Raw genomic sequence first — 17,587 nt, 5'->3', positions numbered from 1 at the left:
GAACTATGCAACAACAGTATGAAGGTTATAAGAATTTAGCCGATTATCTCAAATCTGCATCTGCGTTACTGAATTTAGAACGTGAATCGCAACTGCATCAAGATATAATTACCATTTGCAATCATCTCGTTAATCCTAGCTTTCGGATTGCGGTATTTGGCCCGTTTAATCATGGGAAATCTACCTTACTGAATGCCGTACTAGGGAATCGCACCTTACCAATTGATTTAGTTCCCACCACAGGCGCGGCGATTACTGTCAAGTATGGTTCTGATGTGCGAACTCGCATCATGTTGGTAGACGGTACAGACGTCTATCGCAGTGGCACAGAAGTTTTACAACAATTTGCAACTCTTGATGGCAATAGGCAGATGCGAAAAGATGTAGCATCTGTGGAAGTTTTTTGTCCGCATCCCTTCTTAGAAACAGGTGTAGAATTTCTCGATTTACCGGGAACTAATGATAGAGATGAACAAGATAATTTAGTCCGAGAACAACTTTTAAGTGCAGATTTAGTTATACAATTATTAGATGCACGTAAGTTAATGACTTTAGGTGAACGGGAAAACTTACGAGATTGGCTATTAGATCGCGGTATTAAAACAGTTATTTTTGTTGCTAATTTTCTTAATTTACTCGAACCCGACGAGCAAAAACAGGTTCAAAATCGCTTGCTGTTTGTTGCAGAAAGCTTTCGAGGCGAATTACCTCCAGGTTTTAGTAATTTATATCGCGTTGATGCTTTACCTGCTTTAAGAGCTAGATTAAAAGGCGATGTTGCTACTGCTAATAGTAGCGGGTTAGCGGCTTTTGAAACAGCTTTGCAAAATATTGTGGGGATTTTGCAACCAAATCGTGGTAATGTGCGTTTGCCAAGAGTGCAAGCGATCGCTTCTCAAATCCAATACTCATTAAAAGCTAAAATTGACCCGATTGCTATTGAAATAAAATCCTTTGTTGATAAACAAAACACTAAAATTGAAATTAAACAAAAAGCAGCCGACCTAATTTATAAAGGTTTTACTATTAGTGTGGAAGAGTTACGCGATTGGCTAGCATTACCTAAATTACTTACAAAATATCAAGCTGATGCAGCAGTTGCATTGGCAGAAAATAACTTTAAAAGTTGGCAAACAAATATTCTTAAAAAAGACGTAACGCAATTGCAATTGGCTGCAATGAAATGGCTTTATCAAGCTTACGAATTTTTTCAAGAAGAACGCCCGCAAGATTTATTAATTCCCTTTCCTAGCGAACCACAAGTAATATTACCCTCGAAGCCAAACAATACTGATGATTTGAGCGAACCGGGTTCCATCGCTGTTGGTGGTGGTATTGGTTGGTTATTAGGTGGCCCGGTGGGTGCTGCTGTCGTCGGGAGTATTTCTTATTTGCTAAATAAGAATATCCAAAAACAAGATGAACAATTAGCAAATGAATCTTATCATCAGGAAATTGCTAAACTTTGTATAACTACAATTGAAGATTATTTATCTCGCTTTAGCAGTCACGGGTTATCTATCCTGAGTGAATATGAGCAGAAAGCTAAAAAAGTAATTTGCTTTGAATTCAGTCAAGAGCCACTAGAAATTACTCAAAAACGTGAAAATTTGCAGCAATTACAAAACAGTTTTAATCAGTTGCTACAAGAATTAGAAAAAGTAAAAATACTCTCAAATCATCAACCTTATAAAGAAATACCGAAATATAGCAACACCAATAAAAAATATTCGCCACAGCCAGAGAGAGTTCAAACTTTCTCAAAAAAAGATACTAGTGTTAAGCAACAACAGGAAAATACTGCTAAGAATTCTGCGACAAGGGTAGAATCTGTTTCTCCACCACCACCGCCAAAAGCTTCTCCTTCTTTGCGTCCAGAAGAAGTGGAGGCTAAATTTCGGGATTGGGAACTCAATGAGGAAATAGCGCGAATGAAAGCAGAGATGCGATGGCCTGGTTCTCAAACTGGCAAACAGCAAAATACAACTCAAAGCAATAAAGCACCAAACCAAACCAAAACCCAGACGGAAAAAGATCAGATTACTCGCGCATACAGCATTTTAGGATTGCAAGCAAACGCTTCTTTGGCTGAAGTAAAGCAGGCTTATCGAACCTTAGTAAAAAAATGGCATCCAGATTTGTTTGTGAATCAGCCGCAACTGCTAAAACAAGCACAAGAAAAAATGCACTTAGTTAATGATGCGTACACAATTTTGAGTGATAAATAAACAACAAAATACTGGACTTTTTTAATAAGTGAGATTTCATCCTAATTTCATTTCTGGCTGCCAAGCTAATAAGTAAATATAGAATTAGGAAACTATGAGGTGAGACTTATGCAACTGCTATCTTTGAGGAATGGTTTTTTGGCGTTAACTTTTACTGCGATCGCTTCAGTCGGTGGGTTAATCACAGGCTGTACCAATACGGCTTCCCAGAATCAAAGCCAAGCGCCGGAGGTAACCGCCACCAATGCTAACGACAAACAGCAGATGATGAACCACGGTGGTATGAATCACAGCATGGGAATGGATTTAGGCCCAGCCGATGCTAATTTTGATTTACGATTTATCGACGCTATGACACCGCACCATCAAGGGGCTGTGGAAATGGCTAAAGAAGCGCAGCAGAAATCAAAACGTCCTGAAATCAAAAAACTAGCAGACAATATCATTAAATCGCAAAACCAAGAAATCACTCAGATGAAGCAGTGGCGACAAGTTTGGTATCCCAATGCGGGAAATAAACCAATGGCTTACAACAGCCAAATGGGTCACATGATGGAAATGTCATCTGACCAGATGCAAACTATGATGATGAGCCAAAACTTAGGTGCAGCTGATGCTGAGTTTGATTTGCGCTTTATCAATGCGATGATTCCTCACCACGAAGGGGCTGTAACAATGGCAAAAGATACCTTAAGTAAGTCTCAGCGCCCTGAAATCAAAAAATTAGCTCAAGCAATTATCAAAGACCAAGATATAGAAATTAAACAAATGCAACAGTGGCGAAAATCCTGGTATAATAAGTAAACCTAAGCCTTTGCATACATAGGGATTTTAGCGTCGAATTATCCCCCTTAGTCCGGCAGGGGGAAAGAAAGAAACAAGTGTATTCTGGGCTATTCTAGTAGTAAAAATGCCCTGAACTCGGTATTTAGTAGGTTGGGGTATTTTCGGAATGAGTATTTAACTTTGATTAAGTAAAAGTTTTATTTATGCTCAGAGGTGAGCAAATGGTTACCAAAATTTTCTTGAGCATTGGTGCATTGGTAGCGATCGCATTCATAGCTTTAGCCATCAACAAGGTAAGAGCCGACCAAGAAGTTGATCGGATTTGGCGATCGCTTGAAGTAGTCCCAGCAGAGCATAGTTTTACTGAAGACATGGTTGCAGAATTACCTGCTCCTGTAAAACGCTACTTTCTCCATGCGATCGCACCGGGAACTCCGGTGGCTTCTTCTGTCAGCTTAGAAATGAGTGGCAGTTTTAGGATGGCCCAAGATAAACCCTGGATACCAATGCAAGCAAAAGAGATAATCTCTGCGCTGAAAGGATTGGTTTGGAAACCAGTTATTGGAAGCGGTTTGTCTCAATTTGTGGGAACTGATTACTATGCAAACAAATCGGGTCGAATGCGGTTCTTCCTTTGGGGAGTGATTCCCTTGGTAAATGCCCACAGTCCCGATATTAATCGCTCTAGTATTGGCCGATTTGTTGGAGAATTGATCTGGCTACCTTCTGCTTTGCTACCTGAATATGGTGTAAGTTGGCAGGCAATTGATGAGAAAACTATCCAAGCTAGCTTAAAGATTGCTGGTGAACCTGTAACGCTGACACTGGTTATAGATACTAACGGCAAACTGCTAAAGCTTTCTTTGCCACGTTGGGGAGAACATACAGAAGATGGGAGCTTTGCTTACATTCCTTTTGGTGGAGAAATTCAGAAATAACATACATTTGGCGGCTTTACAATTCCCTCCCAGATGAGTGTCGGGTGGTGGTTTGGGACAGACCGTTACTCAGAGTTCTTCCGTGCCACAATTGAGCAAGCTGAGTTTCGGTAACTATATTGCACCAGGTTTTGTGCTTGTTAAATTGATTAATTGATTTTTAAAACAATACAGCCACAAACATTCTCTTATAACATTCAACATTCATTCTTCTGTAATTTGCATTTCAAAATGCAAATCTACCAAGGGCGATAATGCCTAATGGCACGATAACAGAAGCATGAAAGCGTGAATACAAAACTCCTCATTTCTCCTCAAGAACTCACGTCACTGTTAGCAGAAAAGTCATCACGGGCTGTTATTATCGATACGCGAACTCCTGAAAATTTTGTTACTTCTCATATTCGTCAAGCTATAAATATTCGAGATTTTTTCACCTATATTTTAGATAATTCCTACCCAGCAGGATTAAAGGAATTACAAGAGTATTTTGCAAAAATTATGAGCAATCTGGGAATATCGGGTGCGGAACGGTTAATTGTGTATGAAGATAGTTTAAATAAAGGTTATGGTCAATCTTGTCGAGCAGCTTTCTTACTGAAATATTTGGGTTGCGCTCAGGTATCTATCTTACACGGAGGATATAGAGCATGGCTGACAGAGGGATTGCCTATTACCGATGAAGTACTATTACGTGAAAGCAGCATATTTAGATTGCATCCCAACACTGATATGATAGTGACTACTACCGAGATGTTGCAAGCAATTGACAATCCAGCAATCATTAAATTAGATGTGCGCGTAGACGCAAAGCGGCTTGTCGTAGACATCGCAACGAATGGCTGGGGCTGAGTTCTTCTCCCTACCATCCTGATTTTTGTCCTCGCAAAGGGAGAATCCCTAACGCTGTATGGTTAGAATGGCATCGTCTGATGAATTCTGAATTGGGAATCCCTACGTTGCGATCGCCAGATGAAATCCGAGAAATTTGTCACTCAATAGGTATTACTTCGGAGTCTATTGTATACATTTACTGCTTTAAGGGTTCAAGAGCCGCTAATACATTAATAGCCTTAGAAGAAGCAGGAATTTCTACCAGAAATTATTTTGGCTCTTGGAATGAATGGTCGCGTGACTTATCACTACCCATTGATAGTAGAGTAATGCAATGAGCGTGTACGCTTCAGCTAGTTAATCTGCCGCAGACATGGCAGATTCGGTTTTTTACTGTTAGATGTTTTTCAGTTTTGAAGAAAAAAGATTAGGTACACAATTCGCGTCTTGTAAGTACTGCAAATTTTCCCAGTACCCAATCCCTTTTATTTACCAGACTTTATTGTTTAATCAAATATCAACATTTATCTGTTCTATCTGTCTAGCAGCTTTATCCCAAAGCTTTGCTGAAGTCTCATCTTGCCAATGAGTTCTCAGATTTTCTGCTTTTTTGTGACATATTCGCTCTAACATTTCTAAGATTGCAGATAATGTCAATTTATCAACTAATGCTTCTAAACTCTCCATATATTCTTTTGGCATGATAATTATCTCCGTAACTTCCTCTAATATCTTCTGAGAAAATCTATGTAGATAACTTTTGTGTTTACAAATAATAGATTAAGATTTATTGCCAATCTCTGCCAGTTTATAAACGCAGTTTAACCCGTTTTGAATACTCAATCTTGAGAAGTTATGCTTAATAGATGAGAACGCAAAAAAACATTTACACCTATCATAATATGTTGATATCTTTGATGGTTTTCGTATTTACCGGGTGAATAGCGATGCCTACGGCGGGCTGCGCCTACGCTCAGGTAATTATTTACCGTTAGATGTCAGACCAATTTACCAATTTAAATTGCTGTATCGTCGCCAGCCTAAATCTGAGTTTAAATAAAATTTTCTTACCAAACTTTACTCATATTCAAAATAAACCCAGGCAGCACCAAATCGCCGCTTACACTAGCAGGATTATCCAAACATTCCTCTGGCAATCTAGGACGATAAATATAAACTTTACGCTGCTTACGGTCAATCAACCAGCCTAACTGTATTCCTGGCTCATCCATATATTCCTCCATTTTTTCCTTCAAAGTCTGGAGGTTGTCGCTTGGAGATTTGAGTTCGACTACAAAATCTGGACAAATGGGTGCAAACTTTCGCTGTTGTTCTGGAGATAAAGCATTCCATCGTTCCAGTTTAATCCAGGAAGCATCTGGAGAGCGTTCTGCACCTGTTGATAACTTAAATCCGGTACTAGAGCTAAAAGTTATACCTGTACCATCTTGTTCCGACCAAACCCACAACGGCCCAAATATGTTACCTTCTCGGTTTCCTGTCTCCGAACCAGTAGGAGGCATAATTACCAATTCTCCAAATTTATTTCGCTCAATGCGTAAATCACGATTCACTTGACAGAACTCAAAAAATTGTTCGTCTGTCATTTGCATTGATGACGGAATTTGCAAAACCAAAGGGGATGAAAACATCGAGATATCCTCCAGGTTCGGATGGCTAGCCAACTGACTATATTCTCACGCAAAAAAGCAAAGAAGCAAAGACATAACTTTGCTTCTTTGCTTTTTATCCGAAATCATTCTCAGATTTACTTGTTAGGCTGAGGAGTCATCCGCAGATAGGGTTTGATTTCCTCGTAACCTTTGGGAAATTTCTCTTTGAGTACTTCTGGATCTTTCAGTGAGGGGACAATTACAACATCCTCTCCATCTTTCCAGTCAGCTGGTGTTGCCACGCTGTAATTATCAGTCAATTGCAGAGAATCAATCACCCGCAAAAGTTCATCAAAATTGCGTCCCGTACTGGGAGGATAGGTAAAACTCAGGCGGAGTTTCTTATTGGGGTCAATCACGAAAACCGATCGCACTGTCAAAGTCGCATTAGCATTGGGGTGGATCATGTCGTAAAGGTCAGAAACCTTGCGATCCGCATCTGCCAAAATTGGGTAATTAAGGCTAGTGCTTTGAGTTTCTTCGATGTCTCCCACCCAGCCTTTGTGGGATTCGACATCATCAACGCTAAGTGCGATCGCTTTGACATTGCGCTTGTCAAATTCTGGTTTGAGCTTGGCAACAGTGCCGAGTTCTGTTGTGCAAACAGGTGTAAAATCAGCAGGGTGAGAGAACAGCACAACCCAGCTGTCACCTGCCCATTGGTAAAAATCGATGTCGCCGTGTGTTGAGGCTTGCGTAAAGTTGGGTACTGTGTCACCTAGACGGAGAGCCATGTGAGATTCCCTGTAGTTAGAAAGGCAATATATATTCTAGTATGCCATCATGACATAAAACCCCGATTTCTCAATCGGAGTTTAGCTGTTTGAAACAAAATTTTAAGTTGCAGAGGCGAAGTTCCTAAATCTCCCTTTCCTAAAACTTATATATTAATTGGGATTGGTTTTGTGATTGCGGATATCGTTGTCAAAGCAGTTCTAGCGCCTATTTGGCAAAAACTACTGTTGTCTGCGTTGGGTTAAATTGATTTGTTTACCAGAATTTTCTCGTAAGCTTGGATTGTTTGCTTTGCGATCGCATCCCAGCTAAAATTTTCCAAGGCATACTTTTGGGCGTTTAATCCCCGTCGCTGGCGTTCTGCGGGATTTTGCAAAGCTTCTTGCAGTAAATCTACCAATGCTTGCACATCTGTTGTACCTACCCAACCCGACTCGCTATCACGTATCTGTTGCCAAATATGAACTTGGTCAGAAATGACTACAGGTACACCTGCAACCATTGCTTCAACTACAGCAATCCCAAAATTTTCGTAGTAGGAAGGCAAGACAAATAAATCAGCAGCTTGTAGTAAACTAACTTTTAGTTCACCAGTGACAAAGCCTGTAATTGTAGTGTGCGATCGCAGTGGTGAATTTTGAATTTGGGATATTATCTTTTTTTCGTAATCTGGGTCTTGGGGATTTGTCCCAGCTAAAACAAAATGAAACTTATAACTAATCGCTAACAGCTTCTCTAACGCTGGAATCAACAAATTTAACCCTTTTTTCGGGTCAATTCGTGACATAAACAGCACTATTGGCACATTCTTTGGTATTTCTAACTGACTATATGCATTTTTAAGAGATGATTGAGGGGGAATCACACCCAAGGGAATCACCAAATCTGGTGTAGATATGCCAAATCGTTTTGATATTTTAGCTTCTTGATCGCTAGTAAAATGAATTGCTGCTGCACCAGCTAAATTTTGACGTTCTATAATTGCAACATAAAGCTGTTTTAATTGTTTTTTCTTTCGTAAATCAGCCGGATCTAGAGTACCTAAAGGGCGGAAAATATAAGGTAGCTTTTGCTGACGACACACAATAGCAGCAGCGCTACTTATGGGAGAGAATAGAGCATGAATATGTGCTATGTCAAACTCGTGAGCATGACGTTTTAGCCAGTTTAATAAATCTAGAGAAAATTTGTAGCGACGAAATGGGGCGCAACGAAAGTAAATTATTTCATAGCCATCTTGTTTAATTGGGCGATTTAAGGGAACATTCAGAGGTATTTGACCATTATCACCATTACTATCAGTTGTGAGAATTGTAACTTCCACTCCCTCTTTTACCAACGCTGGAGCTAGCCCTAGAACCATTTGGCTGGGGCCACCGTAAATCAGAGAAATTGAAGGGACAATTTGTAATATTTTCATTTTTTATTTGCTAATGACTAACTCTTTATAAAACTCTAACTGCTGTTTAGCCAAAGCATTATTTGTATATTTAATCATTGCTTTTTGATAACCATTTTCACCCAAGCTATGAGCAAAATCTGGTTTATCCATTAATTCAACTAAGCAATTAGCTAGGGCTTGAGCATCACCTTCAGGAAATACTAAACCAGCATCGCCAATTACATAGGGAATTTCACCAGAATCGGAACCAATCACAGGAACTTGGCAAGCCATTGCTTCAATTAGCACATGACCAAATTGTTCTTTCCAGCCAACAGAAGTTAAGGTTTTGAACTTGTAAGTTGTTTCGGAAGGCAGTACCAAAGTACTCATTAAATTAATATAGTTTGTAACTTCGTCATGAGGAACACTTTCTATCAAAATTAACCGTTCTTTAATATTGTTTTCTGCCGCAATTTTGATTAATTCGGTTTGCAACTCTCCCCGCCCCAATAGCAGTAATTTCCAAAGTTTATTTTTTAACGTAATTAAGGCTTTTAGAAGCGTTAGTAAGCCTTTTTCTTGCACAAATCTTCCAACAAAACCTACTATAAAATCTTCTTTTTCAATGCCTAACTTCGCTGCTAATTCTGGTTGAGCTTTAGGAGTAAATAAATTTTCATCTATACCCAGTTGAGGCATGACTTTAATTGCTCCTTTATATCCCCGTTGTCGCAAAACTTCTGCTCCATCTTGATTACCAGAAATGATGCCGTGGCTGTGGTTGAGGTTATATTTTTCTAATAAAGCAACTGGTAATTTCAGTTCATAGGGTAAATTCCACCAAGTAAAAAATACATTTTTTGCCTTGAGTCCTAATAGCTGATTTAAAACAATCATCTGAGTATAAGCTAGCCCCCTAGACCCTTGTTCCACTTGGATGATTTGGGGACGAAATTGTTTTAATAAAGATATCAAATCAGTGCCAAAGGTAAGGAGTCCCTGATGATTTTGACTAAAATTAGAAACGGGAACTATTCTAAATGTGCCTTCATCACGGTATTCAGTTTCAATAATTCTGTTTTGCACGCCGCCTGGTTTCCAGCGCTTTGGGACTACAACTGTCACTTCAATGTCGGGTTCTAGTTGAGATAAAGCGCGTAATTTCTCGCAGTTGAGGTCTACGATATAAGTGTGGCTAGCAACTAAAATTTTCATTGATATTTATTAATTGTTATTCACTAATGCCCCATACCCAATGCCCAATAACTAAACTTGTTCATCCAATCGACTATAAATTTGACCATCGTTCCATAGTGATTGGATGACAGTACCCAAAGCTTTGAAAAAACCCAAAGTATAGAAAATAGCGCGAGTAGCAATTTTTATGGGGGAACCGCTTTTGTTGCAAGGTGGGTGTCCTAGAACGTGACAGTCAAATAAACGGGCGTATAAGCGTAAAGCTTGAGTAGCAGTCAGGTTTTTCAGCCCTAGTAGGAAATGGTTGTGATAAAAGGTGAGTTGATATTTGAGCGATCGCATACTAATATCATGACAGCCTCCGGTTTCTTCGCCTAAATGCACTAAATGGGCTTCTGGGTCGTACCAAATCTTATATCCCGTCTGTCGCACTCGCAAACAAAAATCTGACTCTTCGCGCACTGCACTACCGCGAAACCTCTCATCAAACCTCAGCCCGTACTTAGTAAAAATTTCGCGGCGAAATGACATATTGCAACCCCTCGCTGTCAGTACTTGCTGGGGTTTTATCGTATGTACTAAATCAATATGATACCAAGCAATTCCTGGGTCCATAGCTTGGGGAGGCAGATATTCAATCTGTAAATCTCCTCCAGAATCACCCAATTTCATCCTGTCAAATACCCGTCCGGCTACAGCCCCCACTTCTGGATTTTGCAAATAATTTTTCACATGGGCTGCTAACAATCCTGGGGTTAGCTGAACATCATCATCAATAAATAATATTATTTCACCAGATGAGCGCCGCACAGCATAATTCCGCGCCCCTGGCAAACTTGCCCAATCTAAGTGTAACCATTTAATTTTATCTGCCCCCGCCATCTCTTCTAGATAGGCTTGAATTTCTGGTTGGTGCTTTGGGGTTTGGTCTACTACTAAAACTTCAAAATTTGGATAGTCTTGTTTCAAGACATCTACAATGCTATCTCGTAGCGCTTCTTCTCGACCATAGGTCGGGATAACCACAGTAACTAATGGCCAATTATTCATGATTTTTTATAAAGTAATTCTACCTCTTTGATAATAGCTTTGTAAAATCAATTGTTTACACTGCTGCTGCATAAAGATTATCAAAAAACTCATTTTGCTTTTCGGAGTTATGCACAATTTGCACCTGAGCTAATGCTCCTGCACTTAAAAATTCGTAATGCTCTCGTTTATCACTTCTATCAAGAAATTGAATAATTTGTTGAAACGCTTGCTCTACCAAATAATCATAAGTACTATTGACAATTTCCCAATATTCATCACTTTTGGTTTTTTCTTCATGTAGCCAATTGCTCCAGTGCCTAATTTCATTAATTGGTAATTCTAAAATATAACCATTTTCCTCATGACGAACTAACTCTGTTAAAGCGCATACATTTGTCGTAATCGCAGGTGTGGCGACAGAAAATCCTTCGACGATGCTATAGCCGTAACTATCATGTAATGTCGCCATTAATTGAAAATGACTTCGCGATAATAATTCAAGAACTTTGTCATTAGGAAGGCTTTTATGAAAAACAACATTATTTAGATTAAGTAATTTCAAATCATCTACATATTTACTGCGATCGGGAAAATCCGTTGGCACTCCAAAACCATGTGCCAGTTCTGATATTATATGTATAGTAATAGGTAAACCTAGTTTTTCAGCTTTCTTAGCTAGTCTTAAAGCAACAATTCCACCTTTGCGAGCAATGTGATTTCCGATAAATATAAGCTGGAGATTTTGCTGTTCTTGATAAAGTTTTGCTTGATTAACCCTGACTGGGAAGTTTGGATGAATAACATCCACTTTCTTACTTACTTTTTCTTCTATCTTCCAACCTTCCATCCGGTTAAGGAATCTCAACTTGGCGTAATCGGAAATCGCAATGATTTTTTGACAGTTGTCTAGTGCTAATCGATTATTTAAGAATTCATAAATTGCAGCTTCACCTTTATTATGAGGCTCTATGTATAAAACACGATGATCCTCCAAGGTGAGAAACCAAGGTTTATTCGTATATAAAATTTTGTTAAAAGAATGAATAGCTTGGTATCTTTGCCATACAGGTTGCCACGCAAGAAAGCTGGCTAAAGGAGCTAAATGAGGCCAAACTTTGTCTATAGGATATCTGCCTGCGGGGAAAGCCTTGGGGCAGATAAGTGTATGCCGAGAATTTCGAGGTAGGTTTGGAATGCTGAGGTGCTTTTGACCTGCTATGATAACTTTTACCATTTTTATTTCATTTAAATTGTTTTTAGACGTTTTCTTTTGTTTTTTTGATCAGGGTTGGCATCTTCAATATCTTGTTTCTCCAATTCTGGCAATTTAAAAAGAACTCCCGCAAAAAACCAATAATAGACGGCAACTGGATCAACATCCAAAGGATAGTAGTAGGTGTTGTAGCTAATAAACAATATAAACACCCATAAAGCTGCTCCGTAACTGCGGAAATTACGGTTCTTTATGGAGCGATAGGTTTTAAAGCTAATAATTGTTAAACTAGTGACCAAACCTAGAAAAGCTAGTACTCCAAGAATTCCAACTTCATACAGTACTTTGGGATAGTAGGTTTCTACCAGCTTAGTTTTACCCATTACGCGGGCAGAGTTAGTTGCTCGACCTAAGCCACTTCCTAAGGGGCCGTCTACGTTTTTCCAATTTTCTTCAAATTGCTGGACGATAAAATCTTGAGGTGGTGAAGCCTCCCACCGACCTGTAAAACTCTCGGTTCTCTGTTGCACAACATCAGGGTTAGTCACCATTGCTATTCCGAGAACTAGGGCAAGTCCTATCCCTATGGGGATAAATCGTTTAAGGTTGGCAATTTGACCAGTGAGCAATAGCAAAATCCCGAAGCAAATTGGTACTAAGGCTAGGGCGATTCTCTGTCCAGAAATTACAGCATTGATAAAGACTGCTACCAAAGAACCTAAACCGGCCAGCCGCCATATTGGCGACGGATCGGTGAAGCCGGTGGCAAAGCTAAAAAAGGTGCCGGCAATTAAGAACCATGCCCACTGCCAAGGGGCTACAAATGTCCCTGGTAAGCGAATAACCCCTTCTTGAGGGCTATATACTAGCGCTCCACCAAAATAACACCTAGCTTCAAGTGTTGCTCTAAATAAGGCATCTCCTTCAAGACCTCTAGTGCCTTGACATACACCAGTTAGTAATAAAATATATTGGATAAATCCCAGCGCACAACAAAACAGTATAATGACAATCTGGAGGCGGGATAAAAATAGAAAATCCCGCTTATCGCGAATTAAATAGTAAGCACAACCAATCAAGGGGACATAGCCTAAAAATACTTTTAGTCCCAGAATTCCCATGCCTAAGGGTATTTCTTGCTCAACTTTTTCCAATAATCCCACACTGGGCGGGTTAAACTGCTGGCCACCATTAACAAACAATAACGTTAGCAGACTGCAACCCAACACAATATAAAGTGGGGTTTTAATACCTTGGGGAATAATTAGGGGTAGCCCTTGCTTACGACAAGTCTGCCAAAGTCCAATTAGGGCTGGAACATAAAAGGCATCTTTAGCTAATTGGAGTATGGGACTATTGCCCAAGTAATAAGTGATAGTACCCCCAATAGGCACGTAAATGATGAAGGCATATAAAGCTTGGCGCGGGTATTTGTAGGAAAGGGATATGACGAATATCCCTAAGACGCCAGGGACTGCCACTTTAATTCCACCTACGAAAAAAAGTAGAATGCCAACTAAAACACTGCCAAAGATGGCGGTGGTGAGTAAGCTAACGAGTTCTTTACGTGCTTGGGCAGCTTTGCGCTTTTGGGCTAACTGTTCTTTGAGGCTAAGAGTAGGAGTTTCTTTTTCAGCCTGTTTTTTTGATTTTTTATTTTTTGACTTGAATTTCGGCATAGTGGCGCTGTAGCCTATCAGCCTTAAAAAACAATCTATAGCTTACATACAAATGGATTAGAATAGCTAGAGCCTGTACAAGCAAAATTCATCCTTAACTGATTGAGTTAGGGATTTTCGATCGAAAATATTGAAATTTAACTTCATTGAACCATAAAAAAGATTTTCTCCTGTTTCTACGATGTAAACTGCTCCAGGGAATGGTAATGGTTCAATAGGTTTAGCTTTGCTTTCTAATACGCCTTTGACTTTACCGTGGTCTATATAATATTTGTAGTATCCATAACCCCGATTATATTCTGCATTTTCTGGTAAGAAATTTAAATCATATCGGATAATATTAGATGTGCCGCACATTGAGTAGAAATTTTTTCTTTTAATATATATATATTTACTACCTTCTTTATATTTATAACCTTTATTGATAAACCATCCATTAGAGTTAGGATATTGCTTAATAAATTTGGCTAAGTTTTTACTAATGCAATCATCTGCATCAACTGCCATAGTGTGAGTTGGAGAAAATTTACGAGCATACATTAATCCCTTCAAGATTTTTCGCCCTTTATCTGTGTCTCCTCTAGCTATACGATCTGTCTCGTTGGGAGCAGGAAAGTCAACTGTAATGTACGTGATCTTGGGATGATTAAATTCTATTATTGGCTGTTCATGGCAAACGACAATAGCGTGAAAATCAGGAGAGGTTTGATTGCAAATTGATTTGATGCATCTTTCAAATGATTGGGTGACACGCTCCCAAGAATTGGAAACTTGCGGACTTTTAAGTGGGATAACAAAAACAAGCATATTATTACCTTATAAAAGATAACTCAAGATACAACACACACAGACCTCTTTCCTTGTTAGAAAAGAGGTTTACAACATACTTAAAATTTAAAAGTGCAAATTAAAATACTACATCTTCCGCAAATCACCAAAGCTGATTAATTTACAGAAGCTGTTTTTGAAAGGTGAGATAGTAGCTATTCCCTTCCCCGCAAAGACTACTTAATTTAACGAAACATGAAGATGCGAAGCACACAAAGGAAAAGTAGATAAGTAATCTTACACGGTGAAGGGAGTAACTTAGACTGCTATGTGTTTTTGGACTTTTGAAACTAATTCATTTGCCCAGTAGCTGGTAAGTTCAGCGTTAGCAGCTTCCACCATAACCCTGATCACTGGTTCTGTACCAGAGGCGCGAACCAAAATTCTGCCGGAATCACCCATTGCAGCTTCAGCAAGAGCGATCGCTTGTTGCACAGGTTCGCAATTTTGCCATCCCAAACGGCGATCGCGATCTACGACTCGCACGTTCCGTAACAATTGCGGATAGGTCTGGAAGCTTTGATCTACTAATTCGCTCAAGGAAACACCCGTCTCTTTTACCAAAGCTGCTATATGTAATGCTGTTAACAAGCCATCTCCAGTCACAGCATAATGACGGCAAAGAATATGACCTGATTGTTCGCCACCTAACATTCCCCCAGTCCGCAACATTTCGGCTTGCACATATTGATCGCCGACTGCGGTGCGAATTAAGTTACCACCAATTTGTTGCCAAGCTTTCTCAAAGCCTAAGTTGGCCATGACTGTAGATACAATCAGGTTGTCTGGCAGTTGTTGGTTTTGCTGTAAATGCCGTCCCCATAGGTAGAGAATGTAATCGCCGTTAACTTGCCTTCCAGTATTGTCTACTGCTAAGACGCGATCGGCATCCCCATCAAAGGCAAAGCCGATGTCGGCGTTGTGTTCTTGGACTGTGGCTGCAAGAATATCTAGGTGGGTGGAACCGCAGTTAACATTAATGCGATCGCCATCTGCTTCGTTATGCAAGCAGATCACCTCTGCCCCCATTTCTGTAAATACTAATGGTGCTAATCCTACTGCTGCTCCCCACGCCAAGTCTAAAACAATCTTCATTCCCTGAAGATTTAGGGCACCATTCAAGGGTTTTTTCAATGCTTCGCTATAATGCCCCACTAACTCGAAACGTGAGTAATGCCGTCCGTAATTACTGACTTTAGCAATAGGTGATACCTTGCCACGCAGCCCAGCTTCAATTTCTGCCTGCAATATTTGCGGTAACTTCCCACCATTCCCACCAAAAATCTTAATACCATTGTCTTCTGGGGGATTGTGGCTAGCAGAAATCATCACTCCGCCGATGGCATCAGTGATGCTGGTAAGATAAGCAATGCAAGGAGTGGGACATAATCCCAAATACCAAACCTCTAATCCTGCTGCTGTTAATCCTGCACTCAAAGCCATTGCCAGCATATCGCTGGAGTTTCTGGAGTCCTGTCCGAGAATGACTGGCCCGATTTTAGTAGCATGGTTACGTAAAACAATTCCAGTCCAAAAACCAACTTGTAATGCTAAGGGCGCACTGAGTAATTCTCCGACTCGTCCGCGAATACCATCTGTGCCAAATAAAGGATTTGCTGGTAGTGGAATTGAATTCAATGCGAAACTGCTCTCAATCCCTTTGCCCAATACATCAACTTCGGAAGCAGAACCCCCAGGAATGCCTGGTGTCCGAGTTATAGATGAAACCATATGTTTAAACACTCCACACAATCACACTGAAAAATAGCACTTAAAACTTGATTCAGCAATTTCTTACAAATTCATTCTAGAGCAGTATTGTCTACGTAAAAATCCCTAATTATTACTTCTTGAATTGTAAATTTTTCATGAAGTCAGTATTAGTTTTTAGGTTAGCAGTAAAGTTTTCATATTTTAGCTAATTATTTCTTTTATGCCCTCTACCTTAGCTTTGATTTTTATATTTATTAGTTCACACTTTGGAATCCTACCAACCCAAGATAAACTGTAATAAATATTACCTAAATTTCAGCAAAAGTGTTTTTTAGGAAAGCTGAGAATGAAAGCAAAATTCAGCTAATAAGAACAAAAGAATCAAAAGACTGAAATGTAAAATTATATCCCCTAAGTTTCACAAGTGTGTAAAAAGCTACAAAAATGCAGGTGCTTAAAAAATTTTAATATAAATTCTCATCAAATAGTTTTAAGGTAACGTTTTAATGGCTTTTTTAGCCGTTAGTGAATTAGAACTTCGGCAGTTAACTTTTTAAAGTTGAGAAATTTAGCATGAGCAGCAATTTAGCAACCAAATTACGTGTAGGCACTAAGAAAGCCCACACAATGGCAGAAAATGTAGGTTTTGTCAAGTGCTTTTTAAGAGGAGTAGTCGAGAAAAACTCTTACCGGAAACTAGTTGCTAACTTCTACTTCGTCTACTCAGCGATGGAAGAAGAAATGGAGAAGCATCGCCAGCACCCAATTCTTTCTAAAATTAACTTTCCCCAGCTAAACCGCAAGTATACCTTAGAGCAAGACCTGAGTTATTATTTTGGTGCTAACTGGAGAGAGCAAATTAAGCTATCTCCGGCAGGTGAAGCTTATGTAAAGCGCATCCGAGAAATATCTGCCACAGAACCGGAACTGTTAATAGCTCATTCATACACTCGCTACTTGGGTGACTTATCCGGGGGACAAATTCTCAAAAACATTGCTGTAACAGCGATGAATTTGTCTGATGGGCAAGGAACAGCCTTTTATGAGTTTCCAGAGATTCCTGATGAAAAAGCATTCAAAGCGAAATATCGTCAAACTTTGGATGAATTACCCCTTGATGATGCGACAACCGATCGCATCGTTGATGAAGCTAACGCCGCCTTTGGCATGAACATGACGATGTTCCAAGAATTGGAAGGCAATTTGATCAAGGCGGTTGGTGTAATGCTCTACAACAGCCTCACACGGCGACGGACACGTGGCAGTACTGAACTCGTCACTGCTGAGTAAACTTTATTAAGTAAAATTTTGTAAATCTAGGGGCAAGCTTCTTGGGTTCACCTGAAT

Annotated in this window: 14 protein-coding genes and 1 pseudogene; 5 read left to right on the top strand and 10 right to left on the bottom strand. The window is 39.6% G+C overall.

What is annotated here, in order from left to right; translation table 11 throughout:
* The first annotated feature begins 5 nt into the window (after positions 1 to 5).
* The 4 genes and pseudogenes from H6G26_RS07765 (at position 6) to H6G26_RS07750 (ending at position 5,124) form a co-directional block, all read left to right on the top strand.
* The gene (locus H6G26_RS07765) at positions 6 to 2,228 is read left to right on the top strand and encodes a dynamin family protein (protein WP_190728694.1); all 2,223 of its coding nucleotides are present in this window, start codon (positions 6 to 8) and stop codon (positions 2,226 to 2,228) included.
* 108 nt (positions 2,229 to 2,336) lie between these two features.
* Positions 2,337 to 3,032 (top strand): DUF305 domain-containing protein, encoded by a 696-nt coding sequence (locus H6G26_RS07760; protein ID WP_190728693.1) that lies wholly within the window; start codon positions 2,337 to 2,339, stop codon positions 3,030 to 3,032.
* 203 nt (positions 3,033 to 3,235) lie between these two features.
* Positions 3,236 to 3,952 (top strand): DUF6544 family protein, encoded by a 717-nt coding sequence (locus H6G26_RS07755; RefSeq protein WP_347242441.1) that lies wholly within the window; start codon positions 3,236 to 3,238, stop codon positions 3,950 to 3,952.
* Positions 3,953 to 4,240: 288 nt separating this feature from the next.
* Positions 4,241 to 5,124 (top strand): annotated as a pseudogene (locus tag H6G26_RS07750) (sulfurtransferase).
* 172 nt (positions 5,125 to 5,296) lie between these two features.
* On the opposite strand, the gene H6G26_RS07745 reads toward H6G26_RS07750, so the two are convergent.
* The 10 genes from H6G26_RS07745 to glmM form a co-directional block, all read right to left on the bottom strand.
* Positions 5,297 to 5,488: a hypothetical protein gene (locus H6G26_RS07745; protein WP_190728692.1), complete on the bottom strand. Its 192-nt coding sequence runs from the start codon at positions 5,486 to 5,488 to the stop codon at positions 5,297 to 5,299.
* 365 nt (positions 5,489 to 5,853) lie between these two features.
* Positions 5,854 to 6,438 carry a Uma2 family endonuclease gene (locus H6G26_RS07740; RefSeq protein WP_190728691.1) on the bottom strand — a complete coding sequence of 195 codons (585 nt, stop codon included), beginning with the start codon at positions 6,436 to 6,438 and terminating at the stop codon, positions 5,854 to 5,856.
* A 116-nt stretch (positions 6,439 to 6,554) separates the two neighbouring features.
* Positions 6,555 to 7,193 carry a peroxiredoxin gene (locus H6G26_RS07735; RefSeq protein WP_190728690.1) on the bottom strand — a complete coding sequence of 213 codons (639 nt, stop codon included), beginning with the start codon at positions 7,191 to 7,193 and terminating at the stop codon, positions 6,555 to 6,557.
* 242 nt (positions 7,194 to 7,435) lie between these two features.
* Positions 7,436 to 8,614, bottom strand: a complete 1,179-nt coding sequence (gene hpsP / locus H6G26_RS07730; protein WP_190728689.1) for a hormogonium polysaccharide biosynthesis glycosyltransferase HpsP — start codon at positions 8,612 to 8,614, stop codon at positions 7,436 to 7,438.
* A 3-nt stretch (positions 8,615 to 8,617) separates the two neighbouring features.
* On the bottom strand, positions 8,618 to 9,793 hold the full coding sequence (gene hpsO / locus H6G26_RS07725) for a hormogonium polysaccharide biosynthesis glycosyltransferase HpsO (RefSeq protein ID WP_190728688.1): 1,176 nt from the start codon (positions 9,791 to 9,793) through the stop codon (positions 8,618 to 8,620).
* A gap of 51 nt (positions 9,794 to 9,844) precedes the next feature.
* Positions 9,845 to 10,825: a hormogonium polysaccharide biosynthesis glycosyltransferase HpsN gene (gene hpsN / locus H6G26_RS07720; RefSeq protein WP_190728687.1), complete on the bottom strand. Its 981-nt coding sequence runs from the start codon at positions 10,823 to 10,825 to the stop codon at positions 9,845 to 9,847.
* A 55-nt stretch (positions 10,826 to 10,880) separates the two neighbouring features.
* Positions 10,881 to 12,041: a glycosyltransferase family 4 protein gene (locus H6G26_RS07715; protein WP_190728686.1), complete on the bottom strand. Its 1,161-nt coding sequence runs from the start codon at positions 12,039 to 12,041 to the stop codon at positions 10,881 to 10,883.
* 11 nt (positions 12,042 to 12,052) lie between these two features.
* On the bottom strand, positions 12,053 to 13,699 hold the full coding sequence (gene hpsL, locus H6G26_RS07710) for a hormogonium polysaccharide biosynthesis protein HpsL (RefSeq protein WP_190728685.1): 1,647 nt from the start codon (positions 13,697 to 13,699) through the stop codon (positions 12,053 to 12,055).
* Between the two features lie 66 nt (positions 13,700 to 13,765).
* Positions 13,766 to 14,506, bottom strand: a complete 741-nt coding sequence (locus H6G26_RS07705) for a glycosyltransferase family 2 protein (protein ID WP_190728684.1) — start codon at positions 14,504 to 14,506, stop codon at positions 13,766 to 13,768.
* A 279-nt stretch (positions 14,507 to 14,785) separates the two neighbouring features.
* Positions 14,786 to 16,258 carry a phosphoglucosamine mutase gene (gene glmM / locus H6G26_RS07700; protein ID WP_190728683.1) on the bottom strand — a complete coding sequence of 491 codons (1,473 nt, stop codon included), beginning with the start codon at positions 16,256 to 16,258 and terminating at the stop codon, positions 14,786 to 14,788.
* Between the two features lie 555 nt (positions 16,259 to 16,813).
* Here glmM and H6G26_RS07695 point away from each other — a divergent pair.
* Entirely contained in the window at positions 16,814 to 17,530 is a 717-nt protein-coding gene (locus H6G26_RS07695) for a heme oxygenase (biliverdin-producing) (protein ID WP_190728682.1), read from the top strand.
* Positions 17,531 to 17,587 lie beyond the last annotated feature (57 nt).

The organism is Nostoc sp. FACHB-888 (genome assembly GCF_014696655.1).
Lineage (GTDB): Bacteria > Cyanobacteriota > Cyanobacteriia > Cyanobacteriales > Nostocaceae > Nostoc.
The sequence above is the reverse complement of the archived record's forward strand: the minus strand, read 5'-3'. Positions and strand labels throughout refer to the sequence as shown.